The sequence below is a fragment of the Parvimonas parva genome, assembly GCF_045866535.1.
In the GTDB taxonomy this organism is placed as follows: Bacteria; Bacillota; Clostridia; order Tissierellales; family Peptoniphilaceae; genus Parvimonas; species Parvimonas parva.
On record NZ_AP038371.1, the window covers coordinates 1,272,143 to 1,296,165 of the forward strand.

The following is a 24,023-nucleotide window of genomic DNA, read 5'->3' on the forward strand; positions in this document are numbered from 1 at the left end:
CTCTATACTAAGCCAGCAAATCCATAAAATGCTAAAGACATAAGTCCAATGGTAATTAAAGTAATAGGTACACCTTCTAAGTTTTTAGGAACTGCTGTTAATTCCATTTTTTCTCTTAAAGATGCTAAGCAAACAATGGCTAATAAAAATCCAAGTGATGCTCCTAAACCATTAAATATTGTTTCTAACAAATTATATTCTTTTTGAATATTTGTAATCGCAACCCCTAAAACTACACAGTTTGTTGTTATAAGTGGTAGGAAAACTCCCAGCGCATTATAAAGATTTGGACTCATTTTTTTAAGTACCATTTCAACAAATTGAACTAAAGTTGCTATTACAAGTATGAACACGATAGTTTGTAAATATTGAAGTCCTAAAGTATCCAATATTGTCTTTTGGATAAACCAAGTTACTGCACTTGAAATTGTGATTACAAATGTAACTGCCATACCCATACCAAATGCTGTTTCAACTTTATTTGATACACCAATCAATGGACAAATTCCTAAGAATTGTCCCAATACATAGTTATTTACTAAAATTGATGCAACTAAAATTTTTAATATCGTAGCCATTAGTTACCTCCTTCTTTTTTAGCATTAACTTTTTTATTTAAAATATTAAATCCTGCTACTAAAAGTCCAAGAATTATAAATGCTCCCGGAGCTTGTGTAATAACACCTATACTTACATAATTTTTCCCAAGAATCGGAAAACCAAACCAAGTTCCATTTCCTAAAAGTTCACGAACACTAGCTAAAACAACTAATGCACAAGTAAAACCGATACCTTGTCCAACACCATCAATCATAGATGAGAAAACTGAATTTTTTGATGCGAAAGACTCTGCTCTTGCTAAAATCAAACAGTTTACTACTATAAGTGGTATGAAAAGTCCAAGACTTGCATTAAGTGCCGGTATGTAAGCTGACAAGAACATTTGTACCAATGTTACGAATGTCGCTATAATTACTATATAAGCCGGTATTCTAACCTTATCAGGAATAAATTTTCTAAGCATTGAGATTACTATATTTGAACAAGTTACTACGAATACTACTGAAAAACCCATACCAATCGCATTAACAACACTAGTTGTTACGGCTAATACAGAACACATACCAACTAATTGAACAAGTACGGGGTTGTTTGAAAATATACCATCAAAGAAAATCTTTTTTAATTTCATATTATCCCTCCTACTTTCCAACATCTGCTAAAGCATCTATTGCAGCATTTAAACCGTTTAAAACTGCATTAACACTTATTGTTGTTCCTGTTATTGCTTGAATATCATTGTCTTTATCCGGATGCAAGTTTTTAACTAAATGTTCAGTAACTTTATTTCCAACAACGCTTTGTGCATATTCAGGAGTTGTTACTCTACTTCCAAGTCCTGGTGTTTCATTATGTTTTAAAACTTTAAATCCAACGATAGTTTGGCTTTCAGTATTTATAGCCATAAGCATTGAAATATCTCCACCGTAACCATTCTTTCCTAATGTTTTAAAAACATAACCAACTGTTTTATCTGATTTTTTAGCAATTTCTACCTTTTCTATATTTTTTATCTTTGTTTTTATTGAATTAAGTTTTCCTTCTTCTAAAGTTTCAAATTTATCCGCATCAGCAAAGACTTCTTTTAGAGCATTTTCATATTCTTGCTTTTCTCTTTGTTGAATAACTGGAGAAGTAAAACTATTTGCAAAGGCAAGAATTAAACCTGCGATTGCTGTAATTAAAAACAATCTTACTGTTAATCTAATAGTTTCTTTCATTATTTTTTAACTCTCCCTTCTCCAAAAACTTTAGGGATACAATATTTTTCAAGAAGTGGTGTAAATATATTCATAAATAGAATTGAATAACTTACCCCTTCAGGAAGTGCACCTAAATTTCTTATAAGGGCGGTAACTACCCCACAGCCTATTGCAAAAAATATTTGAGCTTTTCTATTTACAGGAGCTGATACATAATCAGTAGCCATAAAGAATGCCCCTAATACAAGTCCACCCATTAAAAGTTGAATTGGCAAATCTGCTATTGGTGTTCCGGTTAATGCTAAAACAACTGCTGTTGTTGCTATAAACACAGCTGGAATTCTAATTTGAATAACTCCTCTGTATAACAAATATCCAGCACCGATTAATAAGCATATTGTAGAAACTTCCCCAATACAACCACCTCTAACACCGATAAATGCCTCCAAGAAGTTAACAGGAGTTCCTTTTGACAACGGAGTTGCAAAAGTTGTAGCATCTAATGATGAATAAGTTGATGAATTTAATAAATTTGAAATTCCAGCATTTGGAGCAACATAATTACTCATAGCAGTTGGGAATGATGCCATTAATGCAGCTCTTGCAGCAAGTGCAGGGTTCATAAAGTTCATTCCAAGTCCACCATATAATTGCTTAACGATTATAATGGCGAACATACTTCCAAGCGCTACCATCCAGAATGGAATAGTAACAGGAACGTTAAATGCTAAAAGCATACCTGTAATAACTGCTGAAAAATCATTTATTGTAATAGGTTTATGAGTTAATTTTTCATAAAGATATTCTGACCCAACAGCAAATCCTACTGCTACTAATGTAACAAGTAATGCTCTAAGTCCAAAGAAATAAATTCCGGCAAGTAAAGTTGGAATAAGTGCAATAACAACATCTCTCATAACTGTACTAACTGTTTCTTTACTTCTCAAGTGAGGAGATGAGCCTACAAATAACTTGATTTGTGGTTCTTCATTACGTCCACCTCTAGCAGGTCTTTCTCTTCTTTCTCTAGCAGGAGTTTCTGAACCCTCTCCAGTAGTAGCTGTTCTTTCACGTCTTTCTCTTGCAGGACGTTCAGCTCTTTCTCTAGGTTCTCTAGGCGCTCTCTCACGTCTTTCCCTAACCGGTCTTTCTGTTTTTTCTTCAGTAGTTTCAGCATTTTCCACTACTTTGGAATTTTCTGTATTTTCTTCTGCAGTTGCTCTAGGTCTTCTCTCTCTTGGAGTTCTTTCTCTAGGCTCTCTTGCAGGTCTTTCTCTTCTTTCCCTAACTGGTCTTTCTGTTTTTTCTTCAGTAATTTCAGCATTTTCCACTACTTCAGAAGTTTCTGTATTTTCTTCTGCAGCCGCTCTAGGTCTTCTCTCTCTTGCAGGTCTTTCTCTTCTTTCCCTAACCGGTCTTTCTGTTTTTTCTTCAGTAGTAGAAGTTTCTTCAACTTTTTCAGTTTCAACTTCCTTTACTTCCTCAACACTTTCAGTTACGACCTCAGTTTCTTTTACCTCAATGTCCGTTCCGTTTTCTAATTCAGAAGGAACTTCAACTTTTAAATCTTTTTCGTCCATAGTACCCTCCTTATGCTCTCTTTCCTTTACCTTGTTTTCTAACTTCAGCTTTTCCAAGTCTGATTGCTTCAACTAAAGGTCTATTTGACGGACAAATATATGAGCAAGAACCACATTCTATACAATCCATTAAATGTAATTTTTCAGCCACTTCAACTCTATTTTTCAAAGTATATAGCTGTAAATACAAAGGCTGTAAGTACACAGGACAAATATCAACACATTTACCACATCTAATGCAAGGACTTACAGCTTTAGGCGCGCTTTCCTCTTGAGTCATAAAAAGTAATCCACCCATAGCTTTTCCAGTCGTAACATTTGGAGTGTATTGAGTTTCTCCCATCATAGGTCCACCGGAAATAATTTTTCCAGGCTCACTTTCATATCCACCGATAAATTCTACAATATCAGAAATTTTTGACCCAACTCTAACCATAACATTTTGTGGTTCTTTAAGAGCATGGCCTGTCATTGTAACTAATTTTTCATATAAAGGTTTACCATGTAAAACAGCATCATTAATAGCAATTGCAGTATTCGCATTTATTACTCTTATTCCAACTGCAGAAGTTGATGATCCAGATGGTACAACAATTCCAGTTGTAGCTTGGATAAGTCTTTTTTGGTCGCCTTGTGGATATTTAGTCTTTACAACACTAACAGTTACCTCAGGATAAGATTTTGATGCCTCTTGCAATTTTTCAATAGCTAAAGGCTTATTATCTTCGATACCTAAAATACCTTTTTTAGCCCCCATAGCTTTCATAGCAAGCAAACACCCCATCACAACCTTTTCAGGATATAATTCCATCATAAGCTGGTCACTTGTTAAATATGGCTCACATTCAGCGCAGTTTATTATTATGTAGTCTGTAATCTGTCCTTCTCTAGCTGTCAATTTTACATGAGTTGGGAACCCGGCACCACCAAGTCCAACAATTCCAGCTTCTTTTATGGCATCTAGTATGTCTGTTGCGCTTACTTCATCAATAGTTAAATTCTTTTCTTCATAGCCTAATTCGTCCAAACCATCATTTTCAATAGTTACACCTTGGCATACAACACCGGTTGCAGTCATAATTTCATCAATAGACTTAACTTTCCCGCTAACACTTGAATGAACATTAGCAGAAATAAAAGCTGAGGCCTCACCAATCTTTTGTCCAACTTTTACTAAATCATTCTTACTAACCAAACAAGTAGCAGGCGCACCTGAATGTTGTGATAAAGGTATCGTTACTGTCTTTGGTACAAAACCGAAATTAACAGGTTTAGAATTAGTCAACTCTTTAAAGTCGTGGATATGCTTTCCACCTTTAAAAGTGTTCACGCTCACTTTATTCACCTCTTTTTAATATCACAAATTTTTTTAAAATTTTTCAATAAATAAATCCTATACATAATCTTAAATTAAGATTAAAATTATGTTATGTAAAAAATAATTTTAAAAACTTGTATTCATAATTATTTTACACCATTTTTACTTCAATGTCAATTTAATCTTAAGTAGTGAATTGATAAAAAGTAGCAAATCATCTTAGATTTTTAACTTTAATTATAAATATTTTTTATTGATAATTATTTATTGATTATAGTATGAAATTTATTCTTAATTTTGAATCAATATTGATTTCTTCACAAAAAAACTCTGCTAGTTTTTCTAACAGAGTTTGGTGCAGAAAAAGGGACTCGAACCCTCACAAGCAATGCTTACTACCCCCTCAAGATAGCGTGTCTACCAGTTCCACCATTTCTACATACTATAGGACTCGATTTCTCAAGTCCAAATATTAACTTAATCTATTTGGAAATACTTTACATTCCATTTTTTTTGCAGACGGACATGCTGCGCAACCACCTAACGCAGTTTCTCTCAAGGTTTCAGGTAATGAGTTTCCAACTTCGTACATTGCCTCAACAACTTCATCAAATGGTACTATACATTCAACTCCTGCCATTGCAATATCACTTGCAACTAATGCGTTAATTGTTCCTGAACCGTTTCTAAGTGCGCAAGGGAATTCTACAAGTCCTGCAACAGGGTCGCAAACCAAACCTAAAACCATAAGCATTGCAAATGATGCTGCTATTAGGGATTGTTCTGGAGTTCCTCCATGCAATTCAACAATAGCTGCTGCACTCATGGCAGTTGCTGCTCCACATTCAGCTTGGCAACCTCCCTCTGCCCCTGAAATTGTTGCATTTGTTGCTATGATTCGTCCGACAGTTCCTGAAACTAAAAGTGCCATTAGCATTTCGTCATCTGTAAAATTAAATTTGTCTTGTATCCAGGAAAGACTTCCCGGTAAAATTCCAGCTCCTCCGGCAGTTGGTGCAGCTACAATTTTTCCCATACCTGCATTTACTTCTGAAGTTGAAAAGCCTCTTGCAATCGCAGTTACCATTGACTCGCCTAGAATACTTTTTCCACTTTGTGCATATCTTAAAATTTTCTTTGCATTTCCACCAGTTATTTTATATGGATTAATCTTATCATTTGTTATAACATCTGATGCTGATGCTTTCATTACATCGTAAGTTTCTCTTAGCATCTTTAAAAGTTCTTCTTTTGTTATATCCATTTCTTCTAATTGGTGTTCTAATGCGATTTCACTAATTTTTTTATTCTTTTCTTTACATAATTGTAATAATTGTGCTCCTGAAGAAATCATATAACCTCCTATAATGGTTTTAAAATCATACATTCTAACATATCAGGTAATTTACTTATCCTATAAATAGCCATTTCATCAATTCCACCGTCAATTTCCATAATCGCAGATGCAACACCTTCTTCTCTATTCATAACCAAACTACCTATATTAATTTTATTTTCAGCTAAAATCGTACTAACTTGTGCAATCATTCCGTACCTATCATTGTACTTAAGAATTATTGTGTTATAAACGCCACCAAACTTAACTTCAACGCCATTGATATTTGTAATTTCAATTGCACCACCACCGATAGATGAACCTATTACATAAAAGCTTTCTCCATTAGGGTCAATAAATTCAGTTTTTACAGTATTTGGGTGTGCAAATACCAAATCCATAGGAACGAAAGAAAATTCTATTCCTCTTTTTGTAGCAATATCTAAAGCATCTCTTATTCTATCATCATCAGTATCATAACCTAAAATACCACCAACCAACGCTCTGTCAGTTCCATGGCCTTGGTATGTACTTTTAAAACTTCCATGTAAATGAAAAATTACTTTTTTTATATCTCTTGCATAAATGATTTTTGAAATACGTCCAAGCCTACAAGCTCCTGCTGTATGTGAGCTTGATGGACCAATCATTATTGGACCTATAACATCAAACAAACCATAGTTTTTCATTATTTTTTCTCTACTCCTTTAAAATTATTAAACAAATCTCCCTGTTTAAAATTATTTTTCTCCATTTTTTCTAAAATTTCATCTCTAATCTTCCACCAACTCGTACTCCAATTACAAAATAGACTATTTTCTTCCGGAACACGACCGAGCAATCTTTGTAAAACTATTTTTTCATCTAAATTTCTCAAAAAAGAAATAACTAAATCGACAAATTTTTCTTTGCTGATTAATTCTATTTCTCCATTCAGATACATTTCTCCTAAAACCGTCCCTTTTACGATATATAGAGAATGTAGCTTTACTTCCTCAACTTTAAGAGCAGACAGAATCTTTGCAGACTCCACCATATCAAGCTCATCGTCCCAAGGAAGTCCAACGATTATATGAGTACAAACCCTAAAACCGAAACTATGAATCAGATTAACTGCATTGATAAATTCAGCTAATGTATGTCCTCTATTAAGTTTTACTAAAGTTCTATAATTTACCGTTTGTAAGCCAAGTTCAAAATCAATTTCTAAATTTCTATTTTTTTGAAATTCTTTTAAAAATAATAATTGCTCCTCTAAAATACAATCCGGTCTTGTAGATAGTGAAATTCCAATTATATCCTCATCAACAACACTATCTTCAATCATCTTTTTAAAATCATCTATTCCAAGATATGTATTTGTAAAATTTTGAAAATATACAATAAATTTCTTTGCATTATACTTTTTAGAAATATAATTTTTATTCCTTAAAACCTGCTCGCGAACAGACATAGAAATATGGCAATTCTCAAAAGAACCGCCTTCTTCCCCACAAAAAATACAACCACCCGTTGCAATATTTCCATCTCTATTAGGACAGCTTAAATTAAGTTTAACAGGTAGTTTATAAACTTTTTCTCCATAAATATTTTTAAGATATTTTGAATATGTTCTGTAAAAATCTTCCTCTAACATTATAATTCCTTTAGAGCCTCTAAAACCTTAACTGCGTGGTCTTTAGCCTTAACATTTCTAAATTCCTTCAAAATATTCCCTTTATCGTCCAAAATGAAAGTTGACCTAACAGTTCCCATATATTCTTTTCCACACATTTTTTTTAATTTCCAAACATCAAAATGCTCTTGAATAGAAATATCCTCATCAGAAACAAGCTCAACTTTTAAATTGTGCTTTTCGATAAATTTCTTATGACTTAAAAGAGAGTCCTTGCTAACACCGATGACAACGGCGTTTAACTTTTCAAACTCATCTTTAAGTTCACTAAATTGAATTGCCTCCAAAGTACAACCTGAAGTATTATCCTTTGGGTAAAAATATAAAACTATCTTCTTTCCTTTATATTTATCTAAAGAAAATTCACCGTTCATTCCATTAAATTTTAAATTACAAGCCATATTATCCTCCTAAAACATCTTTAAATAACTTTTTCAATTCAAAATATACCCCATCTTCGTTATTTGTAAATTCAGTAATATTTTTTGTCAAAGATTTTAATTCATCAATTCCGTTTTTCATTGCAAAACCAATGCCGGAATTTTTAATCATCGACTTATCATTAAATTCATCGCCAAAAGATACAACATCGGAAAGACTGATATTTTTACTCTTTAGATAATTAGTTATAGCAATCCACTTATCTGCATTTGCTGATTGAAATTCAAGCACCTTTCTTCCGTCAGGAATCAAATATCTATTCTTAACCAGATTATGCTCATCATTAAATAATCTATAAAACTCATCAATCTTTTCTTTCTCATCTAAAAAGGCAATACATAAAACAGTTTCTAAAGATTTAATATCAATTTGACTAAAATATCTAATACTATCAGTAGCAATTTTTTTATCTACAATATTTTCTTCAAAATGACTTTTCTTAGGACGACCGTCCGCAATAGCAAGATGATAACCGTCAACAAAAGAATCTACATAAATATAAGGATTCATTCCACAATCCAAAGCCTTATTAAAAACCTCCAAAAACTTAGAATTTTTAACATATTCAACATTAACCAATTTATTTGACTCTTTAAATCTGCTCATAGCTCCATTATTTGCACAAATCATAATGTCCCTTTTTAAAGGTTTCAAAAAGTCTGAAACCATATAAAAATGCCTGCCGGTTGCAATGACAACCTCAACTCCATTTCCAATTAAATTGTCCAACAACTCAAAACTACGAGGAGATATTTTCTTTTCATCATTTAATAAAGTACCATCTAAATCTAAACAAACTGCTCTTAACATAAACACCTCTTTTCAAAAAAATAAAGTGCCGATAACGGCACTTTATAGACTCATATTATTCTTCGTCTTCTTCAACTAAAGCATCGAACGCATCAGAAACCTTATTGAATTCTTCATCACTTTCGATTTCTTCAACTTCGTATTCTCCGTCTTCTTTTTCTATATATTTGCAAAGTAAGATACTTCCGTCTTCTTGACTTTGAAGAGCGATATAATCTTTTTCTTCAACCTCAAAAACTCCGATAACTTCAAAAGTTTCTTCTTTTCCGTCTTCATTTTCAAAAACCAGTAATTCAGCTTCCATTTCTTCTTCACAGCCACAACCGCAGCCACATCCACAGCCTTTATTTTCTTCCATTGTGTATGTCCTCCTTAAATTATTAAAAGTTTAAAATATTTAAACTAATAAAAATATATTTTACACCTTAAGTGATAAAATATATATCTGCAATAATAATACCACATTTTTTAAAAAAAATATACCTTTTTTAAAAATTTTTTATAATAATATTTTTTCCCTAAATTGCAAGAATAAATTAGCCACATAAAAATAATTCTCTAGGCGTTTTGTAATTGAATATTTTTTTAAAAAAATTTTATTCACATTAATTTCTATTGATAATGTTAAAATAAACAAATTTTCCTTAATTTTCCCTAAAAATTTAAAAGTTATCCCATATTTTAAAAAAGTTATCCACAAAATAAAGCTTAAAATATACACTTATCCACAAGTTATTCAACTTATCCACAATTTTTAAAAAAGACTTTACTTTTTTTATTATCATTTAAGCCATTAGAATAAAATTATTAAGTGATAAATTTATTAAAAAATTTTTACACAAAAAAAGTTTATCAAGCATAACTCAATAAACTTTTTTAAATAATTTATTTCAATCTTATTTTTTTACCTTTTTATAACCGATTATTTGTAATCCATTTTCTATATCATCAAGAGTTTTATCAACATAATATCCTTCGTTACTTGTTGAATATGTTACTGCCTCTCCACGTTTTTTAAAGCCTTTGAATTCATAGTATTTAAAGTCTTCAAAAGGTTTTAATTTTTCACTTAAAATTTCTTTATTTTCTCCGGTTATTTTATATACTATGCACAATTTATAGTAATCATCTAAACTTCTTTTTGACATAACAACTGAATTTATAGTTTCTTCTGTTAATGGCATATCATAAATTGCAATTCTTTCTATCTTTAAGTTTTTAGCATCTGAATATTTGCTTGATTTGGCAAAAACTTTCTTAGCTTCTTCTTCCATTCTATTTAGATGCTTTTCAACATCTTTAAAATCTCTGACAAATTCTACAAGATTATTTGCTTTAGCAGTTACAGAAAGCTCTTTTTTATCAAATTTTAATTTTAATCCCTTAGTATCTTCAAATTTTAAAGTAGCTGTAATTTCATCTCCGTTTTTAATTTCCTTTTCTTTACTATACTCAACCTTATAGTTTTTTAAAATACTATTTATCTCCTTATACTTCTTTTTATCTTTAACTTCTTTTATTGTTGGAACCCCGGATACATGAGACTGTACAACCCCATATCCATCATATCCTGAAATATTTAAAGTCATATCCATATTTTCTAAACTTATAACAGCATCAGGTTTTAACATATAATTTATAGTTTTGTAACCAAATATACCACCAACTATAATTATAAAGCCTAAAATTCCTGAAATTATATATTTTTTATTTTTCTTAACATTATCAGTTACAACGCTATAATCTGCCGTTTTAACTTTTTCAGCAACAGCTTCTGCTCCTGCAACTCCACTATTAACAGCTGAATTTGTAGCTTTTTTGATATTTTCACTTGCACTATAAACATTTTGATTTTTAAATATAACTAAATACAACATATAGATAGTCAAACCGAAAGCTATAATTCCAATAATATAAAATAAAATAGTTAAATATAATTTAGACATTGAAAATGCACTGACGATACTATCAGGGTCTTTAAAATCTCCAAAACCTAACTTTCCATTAAAAGCATTTAGAGGATTTTCAGTTAATTTTTTTACTAAACTTGCCAAATAAAAAAACTTTCTTGAAATTAAATTTCCAATAAAAATTGCTAAAATACCACCTACAAAACTCAAATTTGTTGGCAGTTTAAAAAAGTCATTTCTTTTTTTTATGCAAACTAATTTATAATAAAGTAGTCCCATCAAAATTAGTGATAGAAAAATTAAAAATCCAATAAAATTTCTTACATTTATAACTGCAACAAAAGAACGCAAACCGGACATAACACTTTCTACTCCCGAAAGGGCGCTTTCAAAATCCATATCATTAACATTAGCTTTAGTGCTTTTATTTACAAAATTATATAAACTTATCATCTTAAAGAACAAAAATACCAGACTAAGTATAAATAGAGCAGAAATTCCACCCATAATGTATTCTAATAAATTTTTCTTTGTAATAAATTTATCAAAACTTTCCTTAAAATCTCCTTGTTTATTAGGAACATTTTTCTCAATACTTTCAGTTTTTTCATCAATAGTATTCTCTTGCTTAACTTCTTCTTTTTCGGTATCTTCAACCTTTTCTTCAACTTCGACACTTAAAATTTCTTCCAAAATATCATCAATCTCAATATTATCTTTCTTTAAATTTTCCATAAAGACTCCTCCTTAAAAATATTAATTTCTATTTATATAATAAACTTTACAAAAAATTACTTTTCAATCAACCTATCTGAAAACAAAGGTATTAACAGTCCAACTACCAAAAATCCTATTCCAAGTGCAGCCATATAATATAATTTATTAAGTGAAAAAAGCGCAAAACAAAAAATAGATGAATTAATAACTCTTTTAGCTATTGTATGGTCTTTAAAATACTTAGTATATAAATTATGTTCCCATATTTTTAAATTTTTTATAGGGGTAAAAAAAAGTATAATATAAAACAACATAGTAAATGCAATTAAAAATGTAATTTTATTTAATGCTCCTAGACTAGGTATATATCTACTAATTAAAGCAGTTATAAAAAATAAAACAACAAACAAAAAACTTCTAAATTCTTCACTAGCTTTCATAATAACCTCCTAAAACGATTTTTCTACTTAAAATTAATTTTTTTCTACTTTAAATTAATTATATACTTTAAAATTAAATATGTCAATGCAAAACAATAGTAACTTTGTTAAAAACAAATAGACAACAAAAAAGCTGTTGCTTATCGCAACAGCTTTTTTTACGCTTGTTTAGCTATTATATCCTTAACTTTCATAAGTCTTGTAATAGTAGCTCTTTCGTTTTCATCTAATTTCATTCTAATGAATTTAATTGTTTCTTCAAGGTCCGGAATTGTTCTATACTCAAGAGCATTTACTCTTCTACGAGTTTTTTCAATTTCATCTGCCATTAACTGACACGCTTTTTCTACTTCTGCAAGTTCTAAAAGCATATCCATTACTGAATGTAATTCTAAAATAGCATCGTCAAGTTCAGAAGAAGTTTGAGCATATCCGTAAGGGAATATGGCTCCATTCGATTCTGTTCTGTTAAATTCCATTTTTGGAATATTTACACTCATAACATTTTTTGTTTCAATGGCAACAGATACTTGTTCTTTCGGAAAGGCCACAGCTTGTTCCAAAAATTCTGGACTCATAACAGCGCTTGCTAAAAGAAAAGATTTGAATGAGTTTGAAAGTTCTTTTTCAACTTCAACACGAAGTTTTTTGTTTTTTCTAATCATTTCTATAAATCTTCTCATAAGTTCATCTTGTTTATCTTTAAGAAGTTTATGACCCCTTTTAGCAGTTACAAGTCTTCCTTTGAGATTAGAAAGAGCCATACGCGTAGGATTTACATTTAGCTTTGCCATCTATATCTCCCCTTTATTCTGTCTTTCCTAAATATTTGTCAATATATTCCTCTCTAATTCTCTTAAGCTCTGTTCTTGGAACTATACTTAATAATTCCCAACCTAAGTTTAAAGTTTCTTCTATTGTTCTATTTGTTTCGTATCCTTGGTCAACATATCTTCTATCAAAAGCGTCTGCGAATTTTGCAAATGCTTTATCAGCCTCTGACAATGCTGATTCCCCTAAGATTACTGCAAGTTCACGAGCCTCTCTACCTGATGCATATCCTGCGTAGATTTGGTTCATTGTGTCTGCATGGTCTTCTCTTGTCTTTCCTTTACCGATACCTTTATCTTTAAGTCTTGATAATGAAGGAATTACAAAGATTGGTGGTTGGATACCTTGTTTATATAATTCTCTTGAAAGAATGATTTGTCCTTCTGTGATATATCCTGTAAGGTCAGGAATTGGGTGAGTAATATCATCTTCAGGCATTGTTAAAATAGGAATTTGTGTTATTGAACCAGGTCTGCCTTTTAATTTACCCGCTCTTTCATAAATTGTTGAAAGGTCAGTGTATAAATAACCTGGATAACCACGACGTCCCGGAACTTCTTTTCTGGCTGCAGAAACTTCACGAAGTGCCTCAGCATAGTTTGTAAGGTCAGTTAAGATTACCAAAACGTGCATTCCTTTTTCAAATGCTAAATATTCTGCACAAGTAAGTGCCATACGAGGAGTTGCAATTCTTTCGATTGCAGGGTCATTTGCAAGGTTCATAAATAAAACTGCTCTATCTATCGCACCTGTTTTTGTAAAGTCATCAATAAAGAATTGAGCCTCTTCAAAAGTGATACCCATTGCTCCGAATACTACAGCGAATTTTTCTCCATCTCCAAGAACTCTGGCTTGTCTTGCAATTTGTGCTGCTACATTGTTATGTGGAAGACCTGAACCGGAGAAAATTGGTAATTTTTGTCCTCTAACTAATGTATTAAGTCCATCTATTGTAGAGATACCTGTTTGAATAAATTCTGAAGGATAATCTCTTGATACAGGGTTAATTGGAGAACCGTTAATGTCAATTTTCATTTCAGGAATAATCTTTGGTCCTTTATCTATAGGATTTCCAAGACCGTCAAAAATTCTTCCAATCATATCTTCAGAAACTCCAAGTTCAAGTGGGTGTCCTAAGAATCTGCAAGTTGTATCTCTTAAGTTAATTCCTGCTGAACCTTCGAACAACTGAACCATAGCTTTGTCGCCGTCAATTTCAAGAACTTTTCCTCTTCTCTTTTCTCCATTTTGAAGTCTAACTTCAACTAACTCTTCGTACTTAACTCCTTCAACACCTTCAACAACCATCAAAGGTCCTACTACTTCTCTTACTGTCTTATATTCCTTAAGCATTAGAGTTACCTCCTTCGCTTATTAATTTTTCTATATCATTTTTAACTGTTTCAAATAATGTATCGAATTTTTCTAATTCATTTTCTGAAATATTTTTACTTCTTGTTATACCTTCACGAGATTCAATCTTCAAGATTTCATCAAGATATACTCCGGCATCTAAAGCTTTTTTAGCCTCTTCATAGAAACCTAAAATAACTTTTAACATTTGGAATTGTTTTGGAAGTGAACAATAAGTATCTACTTCATGGAATGCATTTTGTTGTAAAAAGTCTTCTCTTAATGACTTAGAAACTTCAAGTTTTAATTGGTCTGCCTCTGAAAGTGAATCTCTACCAACAAGACGTACAACTTCTTGTAAATTTGATTCTTCTTGTAAAAGTGCCATTGATTTTATTCTGTATTCAGAGAATTTTCTATCAATATTTGCATCCATAAATTTATCCATTTTATCTTGATATAATGAATATGAATTTAACCAGTTAATAGCCGGAAAATGTCTTCTATAAGATAACGCATAATCAAGTCCCCAGAATACTTTTACAATTCTAAGTGTAGCTTGTGATACCGGTTCTGAAATATCTCCACCCGGAGGAGAAACGGCACCGATTACTGTTAAAGCACCTTCTCTATCTTCGCCTAAACATTTTACAAAACCAGCTCTTTCATAGAAGTCTGCAACTCTTGATGCAAGATATGCAGGATAACCTTCATCACCAGGCATTTCTTCAAGACGACCGGACATTTCACGAAGTGCCTCTGCCCAACGTGAAGTTGAGTCAGCCATAAGCGCTACTGAATATCCCATATCTCTAAAATATTCCCCAATAGTAATACCGGTATAGATTGATGCCTCACGAGCAGCTACTGGCATATTTGAAGTATTTGCGATAAGAACTGTTCTTTTCATAAGTGATTGTCCAGTCTTAGGGTCTATAATTTCAGGAAATTCCATAAGAACATCTGTCATTTCGTTTCCACGTTCACCACAACCAACATAAACTACGATTTCTGCATCTGCCCATTTAGCAAGTTGGTGTTGAACAACTGTCTTACCTGAACCGAAAGGTCCTGGAATTGCAGCAGCTCCACCCTTTGCAACAGGGAAGAATGTATCGATAATTCTTTGTCCTGTTATAAGTGGTCTAACAGGGTCTAATTTTCTTGAATATGGACGACCACGACGTACCGGCCATTTTTGAATCATATTTAATTCTTTAATTCCATTTTCAGTTTCTATTTTACAAATAATTTCATCAACTGTATGTTCTCCTGATAAAATTTCAACAATTTTACCATTTACAGTTGGAGGAACCATAATCTTGTGTGAAACAACAGTTGTTTCTTGAACAGTTCCGATTACATTTCCTTCTGAAACTTCATCTCCAACATTTACAGTTGGAACAAAATCCCATTTCTTTTCTCTATTTAATGATGCTACACTAACACCTCTTAAAAGGAAATCTCCTGCTTTAGCTTGTAATGCCTCAAGAGGTCTTTGAATACCATCAAACATTTGTTCTATCATACCAGGTCCAAGTTCAATGGAAAGTGGACTACCAGTTGAAACAACTTCATCTCCAGGTCCAATACCAGTAGTTTCTTCATAAACTTGTATTGAGGCCTTGTCGCCTCTCATTTCTATAATTTCTCCAATGAGCTTATTATCAGAAACTTCAACAACATCATATACGTTTGCGTCTTCCATTCCTTCTGCAACTACAAGAGGTCCGGAAACTTTAATAACTTTACCGACTTTCAATATAAGCCCTCGCTTTCTATAATATATTTGACCCAACAGCTTTTTCAACATTCTTGTTGATATTTTCTAAGCCTATATTTAAACTACCTCTGTTACTAGGTATTAAAATTACTGCTGGAATAACTTCATTGTTGTATCTTTGAATAGTTTCTGGAATATCTTTTGCTAATTGTTCAGTAACAAAGATAATTCCATATTCTTCTTTTGCTAATTTGTCAATAATTCTTCTTGCATCATTTCCCTCGATTGCAGTGAAAACATGAACTCCAAGAGCTCTAAAGGCAAGAACAGAATCCTTATCGCCAATTACAGCTATCTTATACATAAACTTCACGCAACCTTTCTTTTATAAAATCAGCAGACAAATCATTAACTTTTCCTACTAAAACAAGTCTTAGATTTTTTATTTCTACTTCTTTTGCAATCAAATATGCAAAAATAACTTCAGCCCCATAATTTATAGAGTTAGTTTCTTTAATTAGATCCATTAAATAATCATCAACATATTTTTCAAAATTACTTAAAGACGATGTATTTTTATACTCTTCAATTATTAAAGATAAAACTTTAGAAATACTAGATGATTTAAATTTGATATTTAAAGTTTCTATTTCATTAAAGAATAGTGCTAAAATTTCATCTTTTTGAATTTCTCCACCTTCTATTAAAGATTTTTCTAAAACTTCTTTAGATTGTTTTTGCCTTTTACATCTTATAAAAGTTCTTATATTAGTAAAATCAATCATAGCTTTAAAATAATTTTCTATCATATTTAAATTAAATTTTTTAACAAGATCTAAAATGTTTTTAAAACATTCTCTATCTAAAAATATATCAATATCTTGTGGATCTTTAGACTTTTCAAAAATATCTAGAGCCATTTTATAATATTTAGAAATATCTATATTTGAATCCAAAATTTTTTGTTTAAAATCTAATATTTCATTTCTGTCAAATAGAGAATACATTGTGTCAAAATCTTCATTTAGTAATTTTTCTTTAACACAAACTTTTAAATTATGATATAAATATTTAAATTGCAAGCAATCGACTATAGACTTTTCACTTGATATTTCAAAAACTTCTTTATAAGTTTTATTTAATGTATTAGATAAAATAGTTTCATAATTTTCTATTCTGTCTAATTTTGAAATTTCACTTGAATAAGAAGTTTCATTTAAAAACCTAATAACTTCTTGTAAATCTTTACAATCGGCAAGTCTTTCAAACTGTTGTTTAGTAAGTAAGCTTTTTTCCAGATGACGAATTCTAACACTTGATTGGATAAAATTTTCTCTATCCATAATACACCTCCTACTAACTAAATAACTTATCTGCTACTTCTTGTTCTAAGTCTTCTTTTACTAAGTCTATTAAACTTGAAAATTCATTATTTAAAATTATTTTTCCATTTTTAAGTGAAAATCCACTTTCAACAGTTTCATCAGCTACTTTTATACCAAATAGCTTTTCTCCTGCAAGTTTCTTTTCATTTTCTGTAAGAATAATTTCACTATCTTCTCTAACTTCTAAAGCTTTTAATGAATTTTCAACGAATTTTAAATAATCATCATGATTTAATGTTTTTAATTTTTCTTTTGTCAATTCAAAAACTTTATTAATCATTTCTTGTTTTGCAACTAGAACCATATCTCTTGCTGTTAAACTTGAGTTTGAAATTATTCTTTCTTTAGATTGTGTAGCCTCTACTTTTGCTTTTTCAATTATTTTATCAGCTTTCTTTTGAGCTTCACTTTCTGTTTTTCCAACAAGAACTGCAACTTCACTTTTAGCATCTTCTACTACTTTTTTAGATTCATTTTCAGCATCTTGAAGGATTTCATCTATAATATTGTCTAAGTTAGACATTCAATCACATCCTTTTTATTTTATTTATGCTGTCTATTTGAATACAACTTTTGAAAGTAATAAGAATGACATTGCAAATGCTAAAATGGCGTAAGTTTCAACCATTACTGCAAGGATAATACCTTTTGTTTGATGTTCTTCATTTTTAGCCAAGATATTTATACCTGCAACAGCAACTTTTCCTTGATATAGTGCAGATCTTAAACCTACAAGTCCAACAGGAAGAGCTACCATAGTTAAATATAAACCTTCTTGTAAACTCATAGAAACATTAAGTTTACCCATTATCATAAGTCCAATTACAAAACCATAAAGTCCTTGAGTACCTGGTAATAATTGTAATACCATTGCTTTACCAAATTTTTCCGGTTCAGTTATAACAAGGCCTGCTGCAGCTTCCCCTGCTAAACCAACTCCTCTTGCAGATCCTATACCTGCTAATAATACAGCTAACGCTGCTCCTAAAATTCCAAATACAACACCACCGTGTTCTGCTAATACGCTCATAAATTCTTTCATAATAAAATCTCCTTTAAAATAATTTTTTATTTAGTTTTTAATAGAATTATTTTACTTCTATATATTTTTTCTTACTTCTAAAAGTATTAAATTTTTTTCCTCCACCTTCATAGAACTTACTAAAAAATTCTACATACATAAGTCTTGAAGTGTGTACATAAGCTGATAAATAGCTTAAAAATATATTAAATGATTGTGCAAATATAAAGAGTATAACTCCAAATATTATTCCAATAATTCCCGCATTTGCAAGCATCTTTACGATTATATTTATGGCTATAGCTATAAATCCTCCTGCTAAGCCCAAAGCCATAAGTCTAAGATACGAAACAAAATCACCTATATATGAAGTTATTCCGTATAATGAATAAAGTCCACCTGCAATTCTTGCAGGAATACTTTTTGCATCTCTTGCTCCAAATAATACTATTCCAATCATTCCAATTAACATAGTGTAAAATGAAATTGTATTTTTATTTAAAATATAAACTATTACGGAAATCAATGTTAAAAACCACAAAAACACATCATAAAAAGCATCCAATGGTTTCCCATTTTTTATTAATATATATGCTTTAACTAAAAGTCCAACTGCTAAATGAACCGCTCCAAAAACTATTGAAAGCGTTAAAACAGTCATAAAATCTTTTGATGAATCTAAAACTTGAGTAGGAAGTTTAATCAAATCACCAAACGCTGAACCATAAAGCAATCCCCATATCATGGTAGATATACTAAGTGCAAAGAAAAATTTTAAAAACTTCTTTGTAGCATCATCAAATTTAAAAAATTTTAACGCAATTGCTGAACCTATAAACAAAATAAGTCCATATGCAAAATCGGCAACCATCATTCCAAAAAATACCCAATAAAAAATTGATAGTAAAAATGTTGGATCTATTTCATTGTATTTTGGAAGTGCATACATCTGAGTTACAGATTCAAACAAAGATGATATTTTATTATTTTTTAAAATAATAGGAACATTCGGGTCATCTTTTTTTGCATCTTCAATTTCTAGATAAATTTTAGACGCTGAAACCTTTTCAAGTAAAGCCTTAAAATCACTTTCTTTATCTGCCGGAATATACCCTTGAATAACATCAAGTTTTTCAGTAGATTTAAAGTTAGAAACGACTGTATCTCTAAGAGATAAATTTTGATAATATTCATAAACACTTTGCATTTTTTGAACATTTCCTGTAAATTTTTTAATCTTTTCAGTCAATTCTAAATTATCTTTTTCTAAAACTTCCTTTTCATTTTTCAAAGCATCAAGCTCTTCACTAACTACCCCTTTGATTTCAAGATTAACTTCACTAAAGCTATTTAATCTTAAATTTTCAAGTACCATTTCTAGCTCCAACTCATTTGTAAAAATGATACAATAAGCATTTTTACCAACTATATCTCTTTCTTCAAAATATGTTGACTTCAAATCAACAATAGCATTTCTAAATTTTTCAATATTCTTTGTTGGTAAATAACCCATAATAAATTTTAATTTTTTGAATGAATTCAAATCTTTAATAGGCTCTTGAATAGAAATCCAAGGCAATAATTCCTTAATAGAATTATCTATCGCATTCAATCTTTGGTTATTTGAATCTATACTTTTACTTATATCAGTTAAAGCCTCAAAATCAGGAACATAATCATAAGATTTTGCCTCTTTTTCAAGTTCATCAAAAGTATAAATAATAGGTCCCTTTTTCAAGGCTGATAAACCTTTTTCTTTTTCAACAAATCTTCCGACATAATCAATTAGCCATTTAATCTTCGCAGATTCTTCGACATAATTAGTTTCTTTTGTTGAAACTTCTATATCCTTTAGATAATCAAACTGTTCAAGAGAATCGAACTTTGAAAAGTTTACATAACCAAACTTTTGGAGTTCTTCAAGCAATCGCTTTCTTTTTCCTTCAAGAGCAAATAAAGTGAATTCCTTCATTTTAACTATTGCCATTTACACTCACAATCCTCTCTACTATCGAATTAACCACAGACTCTAATTTTTCATCATCAACAGATTTAATAAGCTCAACTTCTTTTTTAGCCTTTTCAATTACAGGTCTTGCTAACATTTCGCCTTCATTTTTAGAGCTAATTCTTATTTCTTCAGCCTCTTTTTTAGCGTTATCAACAATTCTGTCAAAAATTTCATGTCGCTCTTTTTCAGAATTTTTTCTCAAAGTTCCCGCCTCAAGTTTAGCATCCTCAAGTAAAGTTTTAGCTTTTAATTCTGCCTCTTTAACTCTATTTATAGCATCAGTAGTCATTTCATCACCTCCTAATATTAAATAGTATTTTAAATTAAAATTTTTAAGATAACATTTTCATAATAAGTACACAAAAATTCCAAAATTTAAAAAACTATGTTTTTTATTCCATTAAAATAAAGGACTTTATATTTTCTTAAATTCAAAAATTTTCCCCCATTTTAATCATAGAACTATTATAAACCTATTTTTATATTTTTTCAAGTATCTTTTTACAAAAAATTGATAATTTTTATAAAAAAATCTTTTTCATAAAAATTATTATTTTTTATCTTTTACCCAATAATTCATCAAGTTAAATATATTACAAAATTAAATTAAAGTCAATGAATAACTTAAAAGAAATATGTTAAATAAATATTCAAATTTCAGTGTTTATCAACTATTTCACGACAAAAATTCAGTACTGTTTTCTATATAAAAATTTTTTATTTAAAATTAATTTTTTTATTTATTTTTTTAATCCACTTATTATATGATAAATAACTAATAATGGATGATAGAATAACATTCTAGGTCCTGAAAATTTCATAATTTGTTTTATTTTTTCTTTCATTTTTGGACTATAGCAGGGAGATTTACAATTTGAACAAAAAGTTTTTGTCTCCATAAATTTACAATGATCAATTCTTTTTATAGAATAATTTAAAACCTCATTGCATTCATCACATAATTCTCCATTTTTATGATTTTTCTTGCAATAGAGTTTTACCATTTCAGTTATTACTTTTTTCTCTCTATCTCTTTTCTTTTCAACACTTTTTTTCATATCTTTATTCTTTAAATTCTATTATTTGCCTTTCAATATCTGCTTTTGCGTTTATTCCAAAAGGAATAATACATCTTAAAGATACGATACCCATTTTTCTTACCTTCATATATTCCTCCATAGAAAAAAATCAGCTAATAACTGACCAAAAGGTCGGTTATAAAGCCGATTATTTTAAATTTATTCTATTTACACTTTTTTCAATTAAGTTTACGATATAATATCCCTTTGTATCTCCATGTCTTGGAAGTGTTGTACTTCCTGGATTTAAAATTGTTATTCCGTCAACTCTTTCTCTTAGATGAACATGAGTATGTCCAAAAAGAGCATAGTCAGCCCCTAATTCTTTAGCTTTTTCAACTATTTTTTCTATTCCGTTATCAACATCATAATTGTGTCCATGAGTTAAAAAGAATTTCTTTCTTCTAATTTCTAAAACCAAATCTTCGGGCGTGTCATTTTCGTTTATATCATTATTCCCACGAACTGCATAAACTTCCATTCCTGTAATTTGTTCAATTTTTCTTGAATCATCTACATCATCTCCAAGATGAAGGACGATGTCAACTTTATTTCTTTGTAAACTGTATGCAACCGGAAGTACGATTCCATGAGTATCACTAACAACTGCTACTATCATATCTATCACCTAAAATATTTTTCAAATCTTCTAAGGCTCTTTTTCTGTGGCTAAATTTGTTTTTTTCTTCTGCTCCAATTTCTGCTAAAGTTTTATCCATATTTTCAGGAATGAAAATTTTATCATATCCAAAACCATTTTCGCCACGTTCTTCTGTTGAAATAGTTCCTTTTAAAATTCCTTTTGCTACATATTCATCTCCATTTTCGTCAACAAAGACGATAACAGTTTTAAAATATGCGCTTCTATCCGACTTTCCTTCAAGATTTTTTAAAAGTTTTTTTCTATTTGCTTCACTATTTCCATGTTCTCCTGCATATCTTGCAGATAAAACTCCAGGCTCTCCATTTAAAGCATTTACAAAAAGTCCTGTATCATCAGCTAAAACAGCAAAGGAACAATATTCTCTCAACTTTTCAGCCTTTAATTTTGAATTTCCTTCAAGTGTATCATAAATTTCTTCAAATTCTTCTGTTACACCAAGTTCTGATTTTGTTACAATTTCAAAGTCATATTTGCTTAAAATCGCAAATATCTCTTTAACTTTGTTTTTATTGTCCGTAGATAAAGCTACTTTTTTCATTAAACTAACCTTTCTAAAATCAATTCATTAAACTTTTGTGGATTTCCTTTACCTTTTGACGCCTTCATACATTGTCCCATCAAAAATCCTAAAGCTCTGTCTTTTCCATTTTTATAGTCTTCAATTGATGACGGATTGTTGCTTAGAACTTCTTCAACGATTTTAATCAATGCACTATCGTCAGAAATTTGGATAAGTCCTCTTTCTTCAACAACTTTAAGTGGGTCAAAATCTCCCTCTTCAAATAATTCTCTAAGAAGTTTTTTACCTACATTTGCATTAATCTTATTTTCTTTAACCAATTTCAAAAGACTGGAAAAAGATTCTATATTCAAAGGAATTTCCTCAAATTCAATTTCCAAATCTTTAACTCTTCTTAAAACATCAGATAAAAGCCAATTTGAAACAAGAGTTGCATCATCAACCTTTTTTACAACTTTTTCAAAATATTCAGACAAATATTTATTTTGAGTTAATACATTTGCATCATATTCTGAAAGTTTGTATTCAGCTAAAAATCTATTTTTCTTATTTCTTGGAAGTTCAGGCATCTTTTCCTTAATGCTTTCAACAAAACTTTCTTCAAGAGTTATATAAGGAATATCAGGCTCAACGCTAAATCTATAATCATTTCCCTCTTCTTTATGACGCATAATTATAGTTTCAAGTTTTGCCTCATCCCAACGTCTAGTTTCTTTTTCGCCAATAATATTATTTTTAACATTTTCTATATGTCTTTTTTGTTCATGCTCCATTGCACGAAGTGCAGCTTTGAATGAGTTTAGGTTTTTAATTTCTGTAATTTTTGTTTTAAAACCTGTTTCTTCATCAACAACATTCAAGTTTACATCACAACGAAGTGAGCCTTCTTCCATTTTTACATCTGAAATTCCAAGGTATTTTATAGTTTCCTTTAGATTTGTCAAAAATGCAATAGCTTCTTCAGGACTATTCATATCAGGCTCAGATACAATTTCTATTAGTGGAACACCAGCTCTGTTGTAGTCCATAAGAGTATGTCCACTTTCGTTGTGGATTGATTTTCCCGTATCTTCTTCTATGTGTATTCTTTGTAATCTTACTTTTTTTACTCCATTTTCAGTTTCAATTTCTATATAACCATTTTTACAAATCGGAGTTCTCTCTTGAGTAATTTGATAACCCTTAACCAAGTCGGGATAAAAATATTTTTTTCTATCCATTTTCATATCCATTGAAATTTCACAATTAAAAGCATTACCTGCCATTATCGCATATTCAATCGCTCTTTTATTTATTCTCGGAAGAGTTCCCGGATGTCCTAAACAAGTTGGACAAACATTCGTATTTGGAGGACAACCATATTCATTTTTACAACCACAGAACATTTTTGTTTCAGTTTGTAACTCAACATGAATTTCAAGTCCTATTATAGTTTTTAAACTCATA

Annotated in this window: 26 protein-coding genes and 1 tRNA gene; all 27 read right to left on the reverse strand. The window is 30.4% G+C overall.

Features of this window, described 5'->3' with window-relative positions:
• Positions 1-2 precede the first annotated feature (2 nt).
• Positions 3-578, reverse strand: a complete 576-nt coding sequence (rsxA, locus tag ACKTSI_RS06300; RefSeq protein ID WP_068474366.1) for an electron transport complex subunit RsxA — start codon at positions 576-578, stop codon at positions 3-5.
• Positions 578-1,192 carry an electron transport complex subunit RsxE gene (gene rsxE, locus ACKTSI_RS06305; protein ID WP_068474358.1) on the reverse strand — a complete coding sequence of 205 codons (615 nt, stop codon included), beginning with the start codon at positions 1,190-1,192 and terminating at the stop codon, positions 578-580. The genes rsxA and rsxE overlap by 1 nt, the downstream gene beginning before the upstream one ends.
• A 10-nt stretch (positions 1,193-1,202) precedes the next feature.
• Positions 1,203-1,781: an RnfABCDGE type electron transport complex subunit G gene (locus ACKTSI_RS06310; RefSeq protein WP_407862726.1), complete on the reverse strand. Its 579-nt coding sequence runs from the start codon at positions 1,779-1,781 to the stop codon at positions 1,203-1,205.
• A complete protein-coding gene (locus ACKTSI_RS06315; RefSeq protein ID WP_407862727.1) occupies positions 1,781-3,343 on the reverse strand; it encodes an RnfABCDGE type electron transport complex subunit D in 1,563 nt (520 codons plus the stop codon). Before ACKTSI_RS06315 ends, ACKTSI_RS06310 begins: the two co-directional genes overlap by 1 nt.
• 10 nt (positions 3,344-3,353) lie before the next feature.
• Positions 3,354-4,679 carry an electron transport complex subunit RsxC gene (gene rsxC / locus ACKTSI_RS06320; protein ID WP_288981516.1) on the reverse strand — a complete coding sequence of 442 codons (1,326 nt, stop codon included), beginning with the start codon at positions 4,677-4,679 and terminating at the stop codon, positions 3,354-3,356.
• Positions 4,680-5,014: 335 nt separating this feature from the next.
• Positions 5,015-5,100: transfer RNA gene (locus tag ACKTSI_RS06325), tRNA-Leu, on the reverse strand.
• A gap of 33 nt (positions 5,101-5,133) precedes the next feature.
• Entirely contained in the window at positions 5,134-6,015 is an 882-nt protein-coding gene (gene sdaAA / locus ACKTSI_RS06330; RefSeq protein ID WP_407862728.1) for an L-serine ammonia-lyase, iron-sulfur-dependent, subunit alpha, read from the reverse strand.
• 8 nt (positions 6,016-6,023) lie between these two features.
• Entirely contained in the window at positions 6,024-6,686 is a 663-nt protein-coding gene (gene sdaAB, locus ACKTSI_RS06335; RefSeq protein WP_201275102.1) for an L-serine ammonia-lyase, iron-sulfur-dependent subunit beta, read from the reverse strand.
• Positions 6,686-7,633 carry a TIGR01212 family radical SAM protein gene (locus ACKTSI_RS06340; RefSeq protein WP_068474347.1) on the reverse strand — a complete coding sequence of 316 codons (948 nt, stop codon included), beginning with the start codon at positions 7,631-7,633 and terminating at the stop codon, positions 6,686-6,688. Before ACKTSI_RS06340 ends, sdaAB begins: the two co-directional genes overlap by 1 nt.
• Entirely contained in the window at positions 7,633-8,073 is a 441-nt protein-coding gene (locus ACKTSI_RS06345) for a peroxiredoxin (protein WP_407862729.1), read from the reverse strand. Before ACKTSI_RS06345 ends, ACKTSI_RS06340 begins: the two co-directional genes overlap by 1 nt.
• Before the next feature lies 1 nt (position 8,074).
• Positions 8,075-8,923 carry a Cof-type HAD-IIB family hydrolase gene (locus ACKTSI_RS06350; RefSeq protein WP_068474343.1) on the reverse strand — a complete coding sequence of 283 codons (849 nt, stop codon included), beginning with the start codon at positions 8,921-8,923 and terminating at the stop codon, positions 8,075-8,077.
• Between the two features lie 55 nt (positions 8,924-8,978).
• Entirely contained in the window at positions 8,979-9,281 is a 303-nt protein-coding gene (locus tag ACKTSI_RS06355) for a DUF1292 domain-containing protein (RefSeq protein WP_068474341.1), read from the reverse strand.
• A 538-nt stretch (positions 9,282-9,819) separates the two neighbouring features.
• The gene (locus tag ACKTSI_RS06360; RefSeq protein WP_407862730.1) at positions 9,820-11,568 is read right to left on the reverse strand and encodes a hypothetical protein; all 1,749 of its coding nucleotides are present in this window, start codon (positions 11,566-11,568) and stop codon (positions 9,820-9,822) included.
• A 56-nt stretch (positions 11,569-11,624) separates the two neighbouring features.
• A complete protein-coding gene (locus ACKTSI_RS06365) occupies positions 11,625-11,990 on the reverse strand; it encodes a hypothetical protein (protein ID WP_407862731.1) in 366 nt (121 codons plus the stop codon).
• Positions 11,991-12,148: 158 nt separating this feature from the next.
• Positions 12,149-12,784 carry a V-type ATP synthase subunit D gene (locus ACKTSI_RS06370; RefSeq protein ID WP_068474334.1) on the reverse strand — a complete coding sequence of 212 codons (636 nt, stop codon included), beginning with the start codon at positions 12,782-12,784 and terminating at the stop codon, positions 12,149-12,151.
• Positions 12,785-12,797: 13 nt separating this feature from the next.
• The gene (locus ACKTSI_RS06375; protein ID WP_068474331.1) at positions 12,798-14,174 is read right to left on the reverse strand and encodes a V-type ATP synthase subunit B; all 1,377 of its coding nucleotides are present in this window, start codon (positions 14,172-14,174) and stop codon (positions 12,798-12,800) included.
• Positions 14,167-15,936 (reverse strand): V-type ATP synthase subunit A, encoded by a 1,770-nt coding sequence (locus ACKTSI_RS06380; RefSeq protein ID WP_288979524.1) that lies wholly within the window; start codon positions 15,934-15,936, stop codon positions 14,167-14,169. The genes ACKTSI_RS06375 and ACKTSI_RS06380 overlap by 8 nt, the downstream gene beginning before the upstream one ends.
• Positions 15,937-15,952: 16 nt before the next feature.
• Positions 15,953-16,261 carry a V-type ATP synthase subunit F gene (locus ACKTSI_RS06385; RefSeq protein ID WP_068474327.1) on the reverse strand — a complete coding sequence of 103 codons (309 nt, stop codon included), beginning with the start codon at positions 16,259-16,261 and terminating at the stop codon, positions 15,953-15,955.
• Positions 16,254-17,240, reverse strand: a complete 987-nt coding sequence (locus ACKTSI_RS06390; RefSeq protein ID WP_308578063.1) for a V-type ATP synthase subunit C — start codon at positions 17,238-17,240, stop codon at positions 16,254-16,256. Before ACKTSI_RS06390 ends, ACKTSI_RS06385 begins: the two co-directional genes overlap by 8 nt.
• A 13-nt stretch (positions 17,241-17,253) precedes the next feature.
• Complete coding sequence (locus ACKTSI_RS06395; RefSeq protein WP_068474323.1) at positions 17,254-17,805, reverse strand: V-type ATP synthase subunit E; 552 nt, start codon at positions 17,803-17,805, stop codon at positions 17,254-17,256.
• Positions 17,806-17,838: 33 nt separating this feature from the next.
• A complete protein-coding gene (locus tag ACKTSI_RS06400; protein WP_068474321.1) occupies positions 17,839-18,324 on the reverse strand; it encodes a V-type ATP synthase subunit K in 486 nt (161 codons plus the stop codon).
• A 46-nt stretch (positions 18,325-18,370) separates the two neighbouring features.
• Positions 18,371-20,290, reverse strand: coding sequence for a V-type ATP synthase subunit I (locus tag ACKTSI_RS06405; RefSeq protein WP_407862732.1), 1,920 nt, complete (start codon positions 20,288-20,290; stop codon positions 18,371-18,373).
• A complete protein-coding gene (locus ACKTSI_RS06410) occupies positions 20,277-20,603 on the reverse strand; it encodes an ATP synthase subunit G (protein WP_068474317.1) in 327 nt (108 codons plus the stop codon). The genes ACKTSI_RS06405 and ACKTSI_RS06410 overlap by 14 nt, the downstream gene beginning before the upstream one ends.
• Before the next feature lie 451 nt (positions 20,604-21,054).
• Complete coding sequence (locus ACKTSI_RS06415; RefSeq protein WP_407862733.1) at positions 21,055-21,372, reverse strand: nitrous oxide-stimulated promoter family protein; 318 nt, start codon at positions 21,370-21,372, stop codon at positions 21,055-21,057.
• 169 nt (positions 21,373-21,541) lie between these two features.
• A complete protein-coding gene (locus tag ACKTSI_RS06420) occupies positions 21,542-22,012 on the reverse strand; it encodes a metallophosphoesterase (protein WP_288979288.1) in 471 nt (156 codons plus the stop codon).
• Complete coding sequence (gene rdgB, locus ACKTSI_RS06425) at positions 21,993-22,595, reverse strand: RdgB/HAM1 family non-canonical purine NTP pyrophosphatase (RefSeq protein ID WP_068474307.1); 603 nt, start codon at positions 22,593-22,595, stop codon at positions 21,993-21,995. Before rdgB ends, ACKTSI_RS06420 begins: the two co-directional genes overlap by 20 nt.
• Complete coding sequence (gene gatB, locus ACKTSI_RS06430) at positions 22,595-24,022, reverse strand: Asp-tRNA(Asn)/Glu-tRNA(Gln) amidotransferase subunit GatB (protein WP_407862734.1); 1,428 nt, start codon at positions 24,020-24,022, stop codon at positions 22,595-22,597. Before gatB ends, rdgB begins: the two co-directional genes overlap by 1 nt.
• Position 24,023: the final 1 nt, after the last annotated feature.